Raw genomic sequence first — 14,681 nt, 5'->3', positions numbered from 1 at the left:
CTTGATTATCGAGTTATAGACAGCACGATGGGTACTATGGTTAATTTGAGGGGGGTCATTTTAATTTTTCAATTTGTTCTTTAGATTGCTGGTGTTGTTAGCTTATTTATGCTACACTTTGCTTAAATCAAATATAATAAATAACATGACCTTTAAACTTTCTGATTCTAATAGCACCATGCAAGGTAACAATAAATCACCCAAAATGATGGTGGGAACAGATGAATTCTATGACTTGCTAGTTAATAGTGATGTCTTTGTTGATAAAAGCTTAATGATCAAAGAATTATTGGAAGATAGTGGTAAAGTTATCCTGATCACTAGACCAAGGCGGTGGGGTAAGAGCTTGAACATGAATATGCTCCAGAAATTTTTTGAGATAGAGGTGGATCAAAATGGTGTTCCTTTACCTATAGAAGATAGAGTAAATAACAAGCTATTTATCGGTGGGGAAATCAATTTAGGTATTAAAGGAAAAAGGACTTTAGAGCCTTTAAAGATTAACGGTAATGTATATGCCATGACTCAGCAAGGTCAATTTCCGGTTATTTCCATAAATTTTAAGGATGTAAAAGGTAGTAACTACCAAGAAATTGAAAATGGGATAAAAAATCAAGTAACTAATTTATTTACAAATCATCGATACTTAAAGCGTTATATAACAACAGATGAAAATTTACTAGATGAGGCACAAAAGGAAAAGTTAAATCGATATTTTACAGGAAAGCTTGATAAGGAAGACTTAAAAGATAGTTTACGGGTTTTGAGTGAAGTGCTGTACAAACATTTTGGTCAAAAAGTTTACATATTGATCGATGAATACGATACGCCGATCAATAGTTCATACATTAAGTTTGGTAACAAGCCAGAAGAGTTTGAACAGGTACTTGAAATGTTTCGCGGGATGTTTGGCAGTAGTTTAAAAACTAATCCTTATTTAGAGAAAGGCGTAATAACCGGCATATTACGGGTTGCTAAAGCTAATTTATTTTCGGATTTGAATAATGTTAGTGAATATAGCTTGCTTGATGAAGAATTTTCTAAGTTCTATGGTTTTACTCAAGCAGAAGTTGATGAGTTATTAACCAAAGTACCAACGGCAACTAATCCTGAACAAATTAAAGCTTGGTATAATGGTTATAATTTTGGCGGAGAAATCATCTATAATCCATGGTCGATTATGCAATGTTTGGCTCATAAAGGGAAAATTGATCATTATTGGCTAGATAGTGGGGGGACGGGTCTTGTTGATAAAGCATTATTGTCAGATGGAATGCAGGAAGATTTACAGAGCTTAGCTGCCGGAAAGGCTATTATCTCACCGATTGTCAAACAAATTAGTTTTGCTGATATCAACAAGCCAGTAGGATTATTTAGCTTGTTGTTATTTAGCGGTTATTTAAACCCTGTTGCTAAAAAACCAGAAGAAGATATTTACGAATTGTCGGTACCAAATAAAGAGGTACGATATATATATAATGCCAGAATGCTCCAATGGGTAACTGATCAGTTACAAATCGATCACTCTCGATATTATTCTTTTGCTACTTTGCTGCCGGCAGGTAAAATAGAACAATTTAAAGAAAGATTGCAAGAATTATTACTCAATGCTACTAGTTTTTATCAAACAGGCGAGAAAAAAGCCGAGCTGTTTTATAGTGGCTTTATGCTAGGTTTGATTAATACCTTAGCTTCCGACTACATAATAGACAGTGAAAGAGAGACTGGTAGCGGTAGGGCTGATATTATGTTGATACCTAGAGCTGGGAAGCAAGATAATGCCATTATTATTGAATATAAAATATGCAAGTCTGCTGATATTTTAGAATCTGTTGCCAAAGAAGGGCTAGATCAAATCATGAGAAAAAAATATGAGGCTAAAATAAAAGAACACTCCCATGTTCAAAAAATCATCAAAATTGCTATAGCGTTTCGCGGTAAAGAAGTGGCTTTAGAATACCAAATAGCTCAGGTCTCTTAGGCACAACTGTTGAAAGTTAGAAAATTATTAAAATTACAACTAAAGATTGTATGAACATAAATATGTCCTCAAGCCGTCATTGCGAGGAGCCGCTAAAAGCGGTGACGCGGCAATCCAAGAAAAAGTGAATAGAAAGGATTGCTTCGTTGGTCTGGCGACCTCCTCGCAATGACGGGTTTGTGTGGTAATTACCCTGAGTTTATATTTACACGCCACCTTTAGTTGCAATTTGGCTCTATTCCTGACTTCGGAAAATAGTTAAAGATAAGTATAATGGTTCCAATATTTTGGACAGAAAAATAAGAAAAATGAGATAGAATTCTTTAGCAAACAAGGAGAGCTAGAGATGAAAAAACAAGTAAGGCAATATAGTGCTGAGGAGAAAGCCAAAATTGTCATAGAAGCAATTAAGGGAGAGCTAACAATAGCCCAGATAACCAGTAAGTATGGTGTTCATGCAACACAGATCAGCAACTGGAAAAAACAAGGTCTTGAGTTGTTAGTACAAGGTTTTAAGAATAAAACACAGAGTGCTGATCCAAATCAGCAGGGGTTAATCAAGAATCTATATGAGCAAATTGGTCAGTTAAGCGTTGAGTGTGACTGGCTCAAAAAAAAATCTGCATTGTTTGGAATTAAAGGTTAGGTGTAATATGATAGAGCCTAATCATAATAAGTTAACAATTGTACAACAGTGTAAGTTATTGGATATTAGCAGGTCAACCTATTACTATCAACCTACTGGTATTAGTGAACAAGATATCAAGATTATGGCAATAATTGATGAGACCTATACTATGCATCCATATTATGGTATGCGGCGGATGGCTAAATATTTACAAGCCCAAGGTTTTTCGGTAGGTCGTAAAGCTGTTAGACGTTACTACAAGATAATGGGTCTTGAAGCTGTTTATCCTAAAATAAATTTAAGCAAGAGGAATCAAGCGCATAAAATATATCCTTATTTACTAAAAGGATTAGAAATAGTATTGCCAAACCAGGTTTGGAGTGCAGATATAACGTATATAAGACTGAGCCAAGGGTTCGTATATTTAGTAGCTATTATTGACTGGTATAGTCGTTATATTCTAAGTTGGCGAATCTCCATTAGTTTGGAAAGTGAATTTTGTGTAACAGCCCTTGAAGACGCTATAGAAAAATATGGTATGCCAAAAATATTTAATACTGATCAAGGAGTACAATTTACCTCGGAGAATTTTATTAGTATGCTAAAGCTACATAATATCTTGATTAGTATGGATGGTAAGGGACGAGCCTTAGATAATATTTTTATTGAACGTTTTTGGCGATCATTAAAACAGGAAAAAATTTATCGGATTATTTTAACAACAGTAAAGGAGGCAAAGACAGCAATTAACGAATATATGGACTTTTATAATAGACAAAGGATGCATCAAGCTTTGGATTATAAAACTCCAGAATGTGTATATTTTGAAAAAAATATTGTATAAAAACAACAATTTAATTTTTGTGAATTATATCTCTATTTATCTAAATTTTTGTCTAGACAAAGGGGACCACCTTAAAAGGTTTTGTTAATTAGAGGGCGTTTGTTGTGCCTCCATATATTTTTATTATTGACATACAATATTTTAGTAGATATACTAACCAACAATTAGTTTTAAATATGCTACTGATATGTTCGTTAGAGTCAAAAAATCTGCTACCCGTAATGTTAACGCTGTTCAACTAGTAGAAGGGATACGCGATCCCATAACTAATAAAGTAAAACAACGGGTTGTTCGACATATTGGTAGTGCATCAGACCAAGAAGAAATAACTAACCTCAGTTTGATGTAAGAGGAAGGTTGAGATTGTTTAATTTTCCAAAAGCTACAGAAATTTTATTAGGCTTAAAAACATAGGCAAGCAGTCCAGCTAATACGTTAGTTTGAAAATTCATAACAGATCTATGGCTTGTATGGTCTATATGACAAAGGTTTTTTAGTTGATCGTTAATGGTTTCAATAATATACCTTTTATTTAAAAACCGCTTTTTAATAGGATCTATTATTCTTTCTTTCATATTACTTTTAATTTTTGTTATTAGTTCTAAACCTTGATTAGCAAGGGATTGAGTGAGTTTTTTACTGATATACCCACGATCACCAAAAAGCCAGCCTTGTAATTTATCTACTAAATTTTCTACCACTGCTCTATCATCAACTATAGTACCCTACAATTTTGAGAAGATGAAGAAGAATGGTTGATTTAGAGTGGTGTGAAGTAGTATAAGGTAGGTATTTTTATAACAAAATGCATAATATAATACTTCAAGAATTGATTTTATATATAGACGGAAATAAATCAAGATTAAAATGTTTGGTTGGTATGGTAATTAGTTTGCTGACGGGCAGCTCAATTTATCAAAAAGGTTTAGCACTTGGTATTTTAGGTGATGCTAAAGCGACGTCAAAAACTCATAGAATTTATCGTTTTTTAAAAGATTTTAATTTTGATTATATGAAGGTTGGCTATTTGCTATTAAGCTTTTTTGCTTCAAAAAATTATGTCGTAGCAATGGATAGGACAAGTTGGAAATTTGGTAAATCCGATATTAATATTTTATTTTTAGTAATGGTAATTGGTAAAATATCGGTGCCAATATTCTGGAAGACTTTGTCGCATGGTGGCGGGTGTTCTGCAGAATTTATGAAGGAATTTTTACAGAAATTTATTAATAATTTTGGCGTTGAAAGAATAAAATATTTGCTTGCTGATAGAGAATTTATGAATAAAGAATGGTTAGACTTTCTGATAAATAACCATCTAAAGTTTGTTATTCCATTAAAAATGGATCATAAAATTCGTCTTACAAAAGGTTTAAGAACTTTAACCATTGAAAGAATATTTAGTGATGTTAAAGCCTTAGAGTATAGGGCTTATAGTGGTATATTATGGAATAGAAAGGTTAATTTTACCGCATATAGAAATGATAAGAGCGAGCTGATGGTTCTGGTGTCTTCAATTGAAATAGAGCAAGATATTTTTGCTTTATATAAATTTCGTTGGAGTGTTAACGACTATTTTTGCACCTAAAAAGCGGTGGTTTTGATATTGAAAAAAGTCACATTGTAAAATTGGATAGATTTGAAAAATTATTAGTGATAACTGCTATTGCTTCAGCTTTAATAGTCAAAAATGGAATAATACAAAATGCCTTAAATCCCATCCGAATAAAACGGTACAAAACCATTGAAAGACAATTGTTTTCATTATTTACCTATGGCTTTGATCATATCAAAAATGCTTTTTATCAATCTACAACAGCCATAACGCAGCTAATATCCACATTATTAATACCTCCCAAACAAAAACTTTTTTCTATCCTAATACCATCTTTACAAAAATTGTAGGGTACTATGGTTAGTATGTATCAGGCATTTAGAATATCGAGTAAATTTACAGTCAATTAAACTATCACCGGAACGATTACGTAAGGCACTAATTGGGGTGGAGATTACCAGTGTAGTACACATTAAAGATAAAAGAGTATTTGGCATTCCATCCCCGGTATCAGATGAGGCAAAGATTATTTATAAAGCAATGAATTTACCGATTAGCACTATTCCTTATTTAATATCATCAGGAGAGTAAAAGAAATAATCAAGTAGTAAAGCTAATAATTATTATAGGATTATTTTGAAATTTTTATATTCGAACAAATATGTGTAGCGACAACTAAAATAAATAATTTGTTGTGCCTACAAATTTTATCATTTCCTCTTCTGTCAGCCATTTTTTGGCACAACAACACTGAAGTCGGGACGGGTTTGTGTGGTAATTACCCTGAGTTTATATTTACACGCCACCTTTAGTTGCAATTTGGTTCTCTTTTTAACTTTCAACAGTTATGGATCTAAGGTCTCCTCGCAATGACGGTTTCTCAATTATTGTTTTTTAAACTGACGCTTATGCACTCCATCGCTCCTAGCCCCAAATTCTTCTGAATTGACTATATTTGCATAAATCAACTTGTTAGTCTTTTTGTAATTTCATCTTTATTGAGCAGAGGTAATATTACTGACATTTCTGGTCCAGATGTCATTCCCGTTATAGCAAGTCTTAAAGGTAGGAATACTTCTTTACCTTTTTTACCAGTTATTTCCATAATTCTTTTAGTCCATATGCTCCAACTATCGATGGTTATTGGTTCGTCTATTAATAAGGTAGCTGCTTGTTTTAAAAACTCTTTATCTAATCCTTCAACTTTAGAGGGGGAATAACAAATATTCCACCAATCTTTTATTTCATATAATTTTTGTAAATTACCTCTAACTGCCAACCAGAATTGCTTATTTATTTGTTCAGCTTTAATCTCTTTTAAGCGATCTTTTATTTCATCAAAACTCAAGCTAATTAGTAATTTATGATTTAAACGCTCTAGCTCTTCTGGTAAATAAGTTGTTGGACTTTTAGAAAAATTATTAATGTCAAACTCTTTTATTAGCCCATCTAAATTTTTAAATGGTATAATAGGCGATGATGAGCCAAGCAAACTAAAGAAACTATTAATTGCCATTGGTTCTAATCCAATTTCATCCTTTAGAGAGGCAATCTCAAATCCCCCTATTCTTTTAGATATTTTTTCATCCCGACTGATAACTAGGCTAAGATGAGCAAAATTTGGTACCTCTGCCTCTAGAGTTTCAAACATTTGCACATGAATGGCAGTGTTAGTTACATGATCCTCGCCCCGAACAATATCGGTAATGCCATAATCAATATCATCAACAACCGAACAAAGCATATAAGTCATACTGTTATCTTCTCTGATAACTATCGGATCACCAATATTCTTGCCTTCATATTTGACTTCACCCTTAATCATATCTTGCCAAATAATTGGAGTATGCGATACCAAGAATCGATAATGCGGTTTTCTTCCTTGACTAATATAGTCATTTATTTGTTGTTCAGTAAGGTTCAAAGCCGCACGATCATATATTGGAGGAAGCCCTCTAGATAGTTGTAACTTACGCTTTAATTCCAGCTCTTCCTGGGTCTCAAAACAAGGATATAATTTATTTTTTTGTAATAATAATGCTTTTACCGCTTCATACTTATCAAATCTATCAGATTGGCAAAAAGTTTGATCCCAGTTAAGTCCTAAAAATTTAAAATCCTCTTCAATGGCATGTCTATATTGTTGTTTGCTACGTTCAAGATCGGTATCATCAAACCTTAAAATAAATATGCCATTATGCTTTCTAGCATATAACCAATTTATCAGAGCTGTCCTACTATTACCTATATGCAACATACCAGTTGGTGAAGGGGCAAATCTTGTGATAACTTTTCTCATAATTTTCTAACTGCTTATTTTGCTTTTTTAGACACCCTGCATAAGTCAAAGATAGTTGAGGGATTTTTAGGAGAAACGAAGCCGAGTACCGCAGCGTACATAGACGATTGTTCGGAGCGGAGGCGAGTTTCGACGACAAAATCACCAACTAAATTGACTTATGCAGGGTGTCTTTTCTTTTTTGTTATTTTTTTTGCAGCACCAGTCCTTGTCCTAATATTCTTTTTAGGAATTGTTGTTACCACTACTCCTGACTTATCAGTATCTTTTTCCGGTTTATTCTTCAGCCTATTATTACTAGCCTCAATTATTTCCACAGCAGTTTCTAATGTGATGGTAAAAGGATCGTATCTTTTCGGTATCGAAATAAACCTATCAAGATATTTAAGATACGGACCATATCTACCTATACCCAGTATAATCTCTTGATGAGATTCAGGGTGCAGGCATAACTTAACCGGTAACTCAAGAAGCCTTAGAGCCAAACTAAGAGTCACGTCATTTTGTGCTACTGACGGTGGCAATGACACACGCTTTGGTTTTTCACCCTTGGCAACTGGTTTGCTAGTCTGTACATAAAAACCATATGGACCTTTCTTTAATAAAACATCATGACCCTCTTTATCTACTCCTAATAATTTGTTCTCTTCAGCCATATCAACAATATCACTATTCTTCGAAGTAATTTGTTTTTTGAAAGTACATTCAGGATAGTTACTGCAAGCTAAAAACGCTCCAAACTTACCAAGTTTCAGACCTAATTGCCCTGTAGAACAGGATGGGCAATTTTTCGAATTGTTACTTTCTGATTTTTCTCCAAATAGGTGATAATCTAATGCTTGTTCAACATAAAGAATTATATCAGATATTTTCTTATCACTAACTATTTCTACGTTATTATTAAACCCATCCCAGAATTTTTTTAGTAAATTTTTCCATTCTATTTTACCTTCTGCCACTTCATCTAAATCATTCTCCAGATCAGCTGTAAAATCATATTCAACATATTTTTTGAAAAACCCTGTCAGAAATGTTGTCACTAAACGCCCTAATTCCTCTGGAAAGAAACGTTTTTTCTCAACAACCACATAGTTCCTATCTTGCAATACTGATATAATAGAAGCATAAGTAGAAGGACGACCAATCCCAAGTTCTTCAAGCTTCTTGACGAGACTGGCTTCAGAATATCTTGGTGGTGGTTCGGTGAAATGCTGTGCTGGATTCACTGAAGTTGTAGTTAATTTTTCTCCTTCTTGTAGTAATGGTAGAAGCCTATTTTCTTCTTCCGTTTCATCATCTAGACCCTCACGATAAATTTTATAAAAACCATCAAAGGCAATAATTGAACCAGTTGCCCTGGCGGTGAATTCTTTATTTTCTGTATCAAGCTGAGCGACCACCAAATCAATAATAACATTTTCCATTTGACAGGCTATCGTCCTTTTCCAAATCAAGTCGTAAAGCCTATAATAATCTTTATCTAGTGTATCCTTTAATTTTTCTGGTAACAGAGTAACATTGGTTGGTCTAATAGCTTCATGAGCTTCTTGAGCATTCTTGGCTTTAGATTTATAAACTCGCTGGCTAGCTGGTAGATATTTATCACCAAAATTCTTATGTATCAACTGACGTATTTGTTCAACAGCCTCACTAGCAAGGGTAGTACCATCAGTTCTCATATAGGTAATCAAACCTATCGTTTCATTACCTATATCCATGCCTTCGTAAAGCTTTTGAGCAATTTGCATAGTTTTTTTAGCAGTAAACCCTAATTTTCGAGCTGCTTCTTGCTGTAACGAAGAAGTAATGAAAGGCGGTTGAGGCTGACGTTTTTGCTGCTTTTTTTCTAAAGCTGCAATGTGAAAATTCTTTGATTTTATTTCTTTGACTAGATCATTAGCTGCCGATTCATTAATAATTGAGAATTTCTCTAATTTATTACCATTGACATGAGTTAATCTCGCTAAAAACGGTTCCTTATTACTATTCAGAACATTAAGGGTAATATCCCAATATTCTTGCGATTTAAAATGCTCAATTTCATCTTCTCGCTCACAAATAAGTCGGAGTGCTACAGACTGAACTCTACCTGCTGATCTACATCCCGGCAATTTACGCCATAATATCGGTGATAAAGTAAATCCTACCAAATAATCCAATGCTCTCCTTGCTTGTTGAGCATTAACCAAATCAATATCAATATTTCTTGGGTTGTCCATTGCATGTAAAATAGCTTTTTTGGTAATCTCATCAAATGCTACTCTCTTAAAGAAATCATTAGATTTAATCAAGTTTTTTTCTTTTATTATTTCTGCAACATGCCAGGCAATTGCTTCTCCTTCTCGGTCTCGATCTGTTGCTAGATAAACCATTTCAGCTTTGGCAGCATCCTTAGTTATTGCTTCAACATATTTTTCTGCTTTATCTGATATAACATATTTCATGGCAAAATCTTCATTTGGCAGAACTGAACCATTTTTAGATGGTAAATCTCTAATATGTCCAAACGAAGCAATAACCTTAAAATCACTATCCAGATACTTATTTATTGTTTTCGCCTTTGCCGGCGATTCTACTATTACTAATTTCATATTTATTTATAAATTAAAGATATCTTGTTGCCAGGATATCTGGTTATTTTTCCAGCCAATTCTAGCTCTAATATTATCATATATATAGCCTGCAAAGGTAGCTGTGTTTGATGTAAACAATCAAAATCTATAGGAGTTGAAGATAAAAGCTCCTTAACCCTCATACGCATATCATTGGTAATTACATTATCATATTTGATATCTAACGTTCTAAACTGATTATTTTCGGTTGAATCATTTGCTACATCCTTAGATTTATTGATAATTTTGTTAAAAGGTGGTAAATTAGTCACTATATCCTGAGTAGATTCCACATATGAGCTCCTTCCTTGATAAGTTTATTAGTACCCTGACACCTAGGATCCAGCGGAAATCCTGGTACGGCAAATACTTCTCTATTCTGTTCTAAAGCAAACCGTGCTGTTATTAACGATCCAGATTTTAGACTTGCTTCAATCACTACTGTTCCAAGAGATATACCAGAAATTAATCGATTACGCTGTGGAAAATGTTGCCCTAGAGGTTTTGAACCTACTGGTAATTCAGCAATTATCAAGCCATCTTGCTGGATTTGCTCAAATAATCTAACATTCTCTGGGGGATAAACATAATCAATTCCTCCAGCTATAACTCCTATTGTTTTAGAGGTATTTACTTGATGCACTGCTGTATCAACACCTCTGGCAAGTCCAGAAACCACTATATAATTTGCATCAGTCAATTCCTTAGCAATTTTAGCAGCAAAGGCACGACCATTTACTGAAACATTTCTTGCTCCAACAATTGCTAAACATCTTTCGTGTGATAATAACCCAATATTACCCTTATAACTTAGTATCGGTGGGCAATCAAAAATCTCTAACAATAACCTTGAATATTCTGGAGATTTATAGGTAATAATCTGATCATTATGTTTTTGCAACAATTCAAGTTCTTTACTTGCATCACTCTGAGAAAATACCTTTACTGGCTTAGAACGCCCACCTCGCACAGAAAATTCTTGTATGTTGTCAATTGCAACACTACTACTACCAAATAGCTTTATTAAGCTCCAAAAAGTTCTTGAACCAACATTTTCGCTCCTAATTAGTCTTAGAATATCAATAGTTTCTTTTGTATAAGATACTGGGTTAGTATCCAAAAATAGCTCCTTCAGCATCAAACCCCTTCGGCTGCTTTATATGGTCAATTGATGAGAAGTTGGTAACGTCATCACTCATCGTCACTCGCCTATTACTTATAGGCATCGTTTTTGCTGCCCGATTCCCCTGAATTCGATATAACAAATTATTCCAAATTCGGTTATATCTATAATATAACAGATTTTTTTGCTACACTAATAGCTGTTTTCATTATTCTTGTAATATTGCGTATTTTTTCCCATAGTACCCTACATTTTTTTTTACTGTTTTCTCATGATGAATAAAAAGTCTGAACGCCAAGTATCTATTAGCAACTCACCTTACGCATAAATCCTGTGACAATTTAAAAATTGCAGAAAAGTATAAGATGCTATTAGCGAGACCACGTAGTGGTCGTGGCAATCCACATTCATTAGATTGCTTCGTCGCCACCAAAATGGCTCCTCGCAATGACACCAGGATATTTTTCCTATGACTTTTAAATGCCATGCGTAAGGTGAGTTTTTTATTTTATAACTAACCTGATTAACATTACTCCTTACCAATAGAATGAAGTAATGTTAGTGGGCTATGATTCAAATTTTTATATATTATAACTTTTATTATAACTTTTCTGCATTAGAAGCTAAGTAATCTGCCACTCCTTTATGTGAAGGAGTAATACCCTCATCACCTTTATGCCATCCAGCTGGACATACTTCGCCATGTTTGGTATTATAGTCTATAGCATCGATCACTCTTATTACTTCATCAATATTTCTACCAATTGGCAAATCATTAACTAGCAAATGCCGAACTATAAATGCTTCATCAATAACAAAAGTACCACGCAGTGATATTCCATCATCGTGCAGTACATTATAACTATGTGAGGCAATCTTTTTAAGATCTGACACCATAGGAATCTGGATATTACCAACCCCGCCTTTATTGTAAGGAGTATTTTTCCAAGCTAAATGCGAAAAATGCGAATCAACACTTATTGCCACTAATTTTGTATTTCTCTCAGTAAATTCTCCTAACCTATTATTAAAAGCTATAATTTCTGACGGACAAACAAAAGTAAAATCAAGCGGATAAAAAAACAACACCACTTTATGATCCTTAGCATAATTTCTAAGATTAAATTCAGATTCTATACTATTATCAGGCATAATAGCTTTAGCTGTAAAATCCGGAGCAGCTTTTCCAACGAACACTTGCATTAAAATTCTCCAATTAATAATGATTAAAAACATTTATTATGATACACAAAATTATAACCTATTACAATACCAAATTTCCAATAAGTCAACTAATAATTTAAAATGCCCTGTAATATTTTACTCTTGCTTAATTCAGTATCACCCCTGCTTGCCTTAGATGTCACCCCTGCGAAGGTAGGGGGTCTTAGATTCCCGCCTACGCGGGAATGATGGTATGGACGAGTGAAGCGAAATATGCTTTACTGGTACGGAGTCAGCTGAAAAATAGTTTTCAGCTGCTCCAAATTAAATAATAATTTAATTAATAGGTCCATACCATGATAAATAATAGCATAAAAAATACTATAATAGGAATAGATTTAGCAAAAAATAGTATGCACTTGGTGCAAGTCGATCAAAATGGCAAAAAAATAGGTTATCAAAAAGTTACAAGAGATGAGTTAATAGCCTATTTAAGCAATCTCGATAAAAGTTCATTGGTAGCTATGGAAGCATGTGGAGGAGCTAACCTGAATATTGCATGAAAGAATAGAGACAAAACCCTTGTAATACTATATAATATCAGTGTTAAAAGAAGATTACATAGAGGGTTTTGCCATGACAAATTGTACAGGATTAATTTACCAATCGAAAGTAAAAAATCGTCAAATAGAAATAAATTTCACAGGAGGTAATATTAGTAGCGATGGAGGTGTATTATTGCTAAGAGAAGCAGATAAAAGACTTGGTCTAACTAATGAACTGGCTAAGATTTTTCCTGATAAGCGAGATTCTGATAAAATTACTCATACTATTTTAACAATGCTCAAACAGCGTATTTATGGTATTGCTCTTGGTTATGAAGATTTAAATGATCACGATAATTTAAGAAAATGTCCAGCTTTGCAAACAAGTATAGACACACTGGACGATATGGCTAGTAGCTCTACTTTATGCCGTTTAGAAAATAAAGTAGATCGTGGATTTGCTCTTAAAGCTCATAAGGTGATGATTGACAAGTTTGTCGAATCTCGTAAAACCGTGCCGAAACAATTAATACTTGATTTTGATGCCACTGATGATGAAATTTATGGCAATCAAGAGGGGAAGTTTTATCATGGATATTATCGTCATAATTGCTTTCTACCTTTATATGTTTTTTGTGGAAAAAAGCTGTTAGTAAGCAATCTTCGCAGCTCAAAGCTAGAACAAGCAAAGCATAGCTGGGCAATATTATCTCTATTAGTCAAGCGTTTTCGTCAATCGTGGCCTGAAGTAGAGATTATTTTTCGTGGTGATGGTGGATTTTGTCGTCATCAGATGCTGGATTGGTGTGATGAAAATAATGTAAAATATATAGTCGGAATAGCCCAAAATACTAGACTTAACAAGCTGCTTGAGCTATTGATGCAACAATCTAACGAAGCCTTCACAATTAGCAAAGAGAAGCAACGCTTTTTTAGTGAATTTAAATATAAAGCTGATAGCTGGAGTCGTCATCGTAAGATAGTTGGTAAAGCAGAAGTAACTAGCCTTGGTGAGAATCCAAGATATATAGTAACTAATTTAGCAGGTAAGCCAGAAGATTTATATGATAAAAATTACTGTGCACGTGGAGATATGGAAAATCGTATAAAAGAGCAACAGTTAGAGCTATTTGCCGATCGCACTTCATGCCATAAATGGTGGGCTAATCAACTCAGACTAATTTTGTCAAGCCTTGCCTATACATTAACCTCAGTTTGATGTAAGAGGAAGGTTGAGATTGTTTAATTTTCCAAAAGCTACAGAAATTTTATTAGGCTTAAAAACATAGGTAAGCAGTCCAGCTAATACGTTAGTTTGAAAATTCATAACAGATCTATGGCTTGTATGGTCTATATGACAAAGGTTTTTTAGTTGATCGTTAATGGTTTCAATAATATACCTTTTATTTAAAAACCGCTTTTTAATAGGATCTATTATTCTTTCTTTCATATTACTTTTAATTTTTGTTATTAGTTCTAAACCTTGATTAGCAAGGGATTGAGTGAGTTTTTTACTGATATACCCACGATCACCAAAAAGCCAGCCTTGTAATTTATCTACTAAATTTTCTACCACTGCTCTATCATCAACATTTCCTGGAGTTAAAGAAAAACTCATAATCTCTCCGCAACTGTTAATGACAATATGTAGCTTACAACCAAAGAACCACCCAGTGGAAGTCTTACCTCTTTTTGCTATGTCTTTGAATACTTTATGTCTATTAATTCTTAAATTATGGCAAGCAGGAAGTTTAGTAGAGTCGATATAATATTGACCAGTTTGTTTTCCTGATAGGCTTTTTAGCAGTAACACCATGGGCATGAAGCTCATTGGCATTAACTGAACAAAACGACTATAGCTCACAAGTTTTGGAAATTCCTTTCTATAACTTTGACATTATAGTACCCTACAATTTTGAGAAGATGAAGA

The 14,681-nt window shown here is 33.7% G+C and carries 12 protein-coding genes and 3 pseudogenes; 8 read left to right on the top strand and 7 right to left on the bottom strand.

Translation table 11 applies throughout. The features are described 5' to 3' along the window. Positions 1-178: 178 nt before the first annotated feature. The 3 genes from NBW66_RS10325 to NBW66_RS10315 all read left to right on the top strand — a co-directional run bounded on the left by NBW66_RS10325 (position 179) and on the right by NBW66_RS10315 (position 3,453). On the top strand, positions 179-1,981 hold the full coding sequence (locus NBW66_RS10325; RefSeq protein WP_250310923.1) for an AAA family ATPase: 1,803 nt from the start codon (positions 179-181) through the stop codon (positions 1,979-1,981). 346 nt (positions 1,982-2,327) lie between these two features. After that, positions 2,328-2,627: a transposase gene (locus NBW66_RS10320; RefSeq protein WP_094649795.1), complete on the top strand. Its 300-nt coding sequence runs from the start codon at positions 2,328-2,330 to the stop codon at positions 2,625-2,627. Positions 2,628-2,634: 7 nt separating this feature from the next. Continuing rightward, entirely contained in the window at positions 2,635-3,453 is an 819-nt protein-coding gene (locus tag NBW66_RS10315) for an IS3 family transposase (RefSeq protein ID WP_250310664.1), read from the top strand. Between the two features lie 335 nt (positions 3,454-3,788). Here the strand turns inward: NBW66_RS10315 and NBW66_RS10310 are convergent. Continuing rightward, positions 3,789-4,169, bottom strand: a pseudogene (locus NBW66_RS10310) (transposase); the annotation flags it as partial. Between the two features lie 89 nt (positions 4,170-4,258). On the opposite strand from NBW66_RS10310, the gene NBW66_RS10305 reads away from it, so the two are divergent. The 3 genes and pseudogenes from NBW66_RS10305 to NBW66_RS15325 form a co-directional block, all read left to right on the top strand. Continuing rightward, complete coding sequence (locus NBW66_RS10305) at positions 4,259-5,041, top strand: transposase (RefSeq protein ID WP_250310921.1); 783 nt, start codon at positions 4,259-4,261, stop codon at positions 5,039-5,041. Further along, positions 5,032-5,358, top strand: coding sequence for a hypothetical protein (locus NBW66_RS10300; protein ID WP_250310575.1), 327 nt, complete (start codon positions 5,032-5,034; stop codon positions 5,356-5,358). Before NBW66_RS10305 ends, NBW66_RS10300 begins: the two co-directional genes overlap by 10 nt. A gap of 10 nt (positions 5,359-5,368) precedes the next feature. After that, positions 5,369-5,599: pseudogene (locus NBW66_RS15325) on the top strand (IS1634 family transposase); the annotation flags it as partial. A gap of 373 nt (positions 5,600-5,972) precedes the next feature. Here the strand turns inward: NBW66_RS15325 and gltX are convergent. From gltX to NBW66_RS10270, 5 genes are all read right to left on the bottom strand, one after another. Continuing rightward, positions 5,973-7,307 (bottom strand): glutamate--tRNA ligase, encoded by a 1,335-nt coding sequence (gene gltX / locus NBW66_RS10290; RefSeq protein WP_250310919.1) that lies wholly within the window; start codon positions 7,305-7,307, stop codon positions 5,973-5,975. 158 nt (positions 7,308-7,465) lie between these two features. After that, positions 7,466-9,898: a type I DNA topoisomerase gene (gene topA, locus NBW66_RS10285; RefSeq protein WP_250310918.1), complete on the bottom strand. Its 2,433-nt coding sequence runs from the start codon at positions 9,896-9,898 to the stop codon at positions 7,466-7,468. A gap of 2 nt (positions 9,899-9,900) precedes the next feature. Continuing rightward, a complete protein-coding gene (locus NBW66_RS10280; protein WP_250310917.1) occupies positions 9,901-10,191 on the bottom strand; it encodes a DprA-like winged helix domain-containing protein in 291 nt (96 codons plus the stop codon). Then, positions 10,191-11,039, bottom strand: a complete 849-nt coding sequence (gene dprA / locus NBW66_RS10275; protein WP_250310916.1) for a DNA-processing protein DprA — start codon at positions 11,037-11,039, stop codon at positions 10,191-10,193. The genes NBW66_RS10280 and dprA overlap by 1 nt, the downstream gene beginning before the upstream one ends. 603 nt (positions 11,040-11,642) lie before the next feature. Next, entirely contained in the window at positions 11,643-12,245 is a 603-nt protein-coding gene (locus NBW66_RS10270) for a peroxiredoxin (protein ID WP_250312188.1), read from the bottom strand. A 317-nt stretch (positions 12,246-12,562) separates the two neighbouring features. Between NBW66_RS10270 and NBW66_RS10265 the strand changes: the two genes are divergently transcribed. Together NBW66_RS10265 and NBW66_RS10260 are read left to right on the top strand one after the other, a co-directional pair. Continuing rightward, positions 12,563-12,769, top strand: a complete 207-nt coding sequence (locus tag NBW66_RS10265; protein WP_250310915.1) for a hypothetical protein — start codon at positions 12,563-12,565, stop codon at positions 12,767-12,769. A gap of 40 nt (positions 12,770-12,809) precedes the next feature. Continuing rightward, positions 12,810-13,970, top strand: coding sequence for an IS1380 family transposase (locus NBW66_RS10260; RefSeq protein ID WP_250310914.1), 1,161 nt, complete (start codon positions 12,810-12,812; stop codon positions 13,968-13,970). On the opposite strand, the pseudogene NBW66_RS10255 reads toward NBW66_RS10260, so the two are convergent. Beyond that, positions 13,962-14,648, bottom strand: a pseudogene (locus tag NBW66_RS10255) (IS982 family transposase); the annotation flags it as partial. The gene NBW66_RS10260 and the pseudogene NBW66_RS10255 overlap by 9 nt on opposite strands. Positions 14,649-14,681: the final 33 nt, after the last annotated feature.

The sequence above is a fragment of the Rickettsia endosymbiont of Oedothorax gibbosus genome (genome assembly GCF_936269705.1).
Taxonomy (GTDB): Bacteria; Pseudomonadota; Alphaproteobacteria; order Rickettsiales; family Rickettsiaceae; genus Tisiphia.
The sequence above is the reverse complement of the archived record's forward strand: the minus strand, read 5'-3'. Positions and strand labels throughout refer to the sequence as shown.

What these genes read in the sequence shown, in the direction of transcription:
- NBW66_RS10265 (WP_250310915.1), top strand. Translation starts at nt 12,563, where the DNA reads ATGATAAATAATAGCATAAAAAATACTATAATAGGAATAGATTTAGCA.
- NBW66_RS10305 (WP_250310921.1), top strand. Translation starts at nt 4,259, where the DNA reads ATGCATAATATAATACTTCAAGAATTGATTTTATATATAGACGGAAAT.
- NBW66_RS10325 (WP_250310923.1), top strand. Translation starts at nt 179, where the DNA reads ATGCAAGGTAACAATAAATCACCCAAAATGATGGTGGGAACAGATGAA.
- NBW66_RS10320 (WP_094649795.1), top strand. Translation starts at nt 2,328, where the DNA reads ATGAAAAAACAAGTAAGGCAATATAGTGCTGAGGAGAAAGCCAAAATT.
- gltX (WP_250310919.1), bottom strand. Translation starts at nt 7,307, where the DNA reads ATGAGAAAAGTTATCACAAGATTTGCCCCTTCACCAACTGGTATGTTG.
- NBW66_RS10270 (WP_250312188.1), bottom strand. Translation starts at nt 12,245, where the DNA reads ATGCAAGTGTTCGTTGGAAAAGCTGCTCCGGATTTTACAGCTAAAGCT.
- topA (WP_250310918.1), bottom strand. Translation starts at nt 9,898, where the DNA reads ATGAAATTAGTAATAGTAGAATCGCCGGCAAAGGCGAAAACAATAAAT.
- NBW66_RS10315 (WP_250310664.1), top strand. Translation starts at nt 2,635, where the DNA reads ATGATAGAGCCTAATCATAATAAGTTAACAATTGTACAACAGTGTAAG.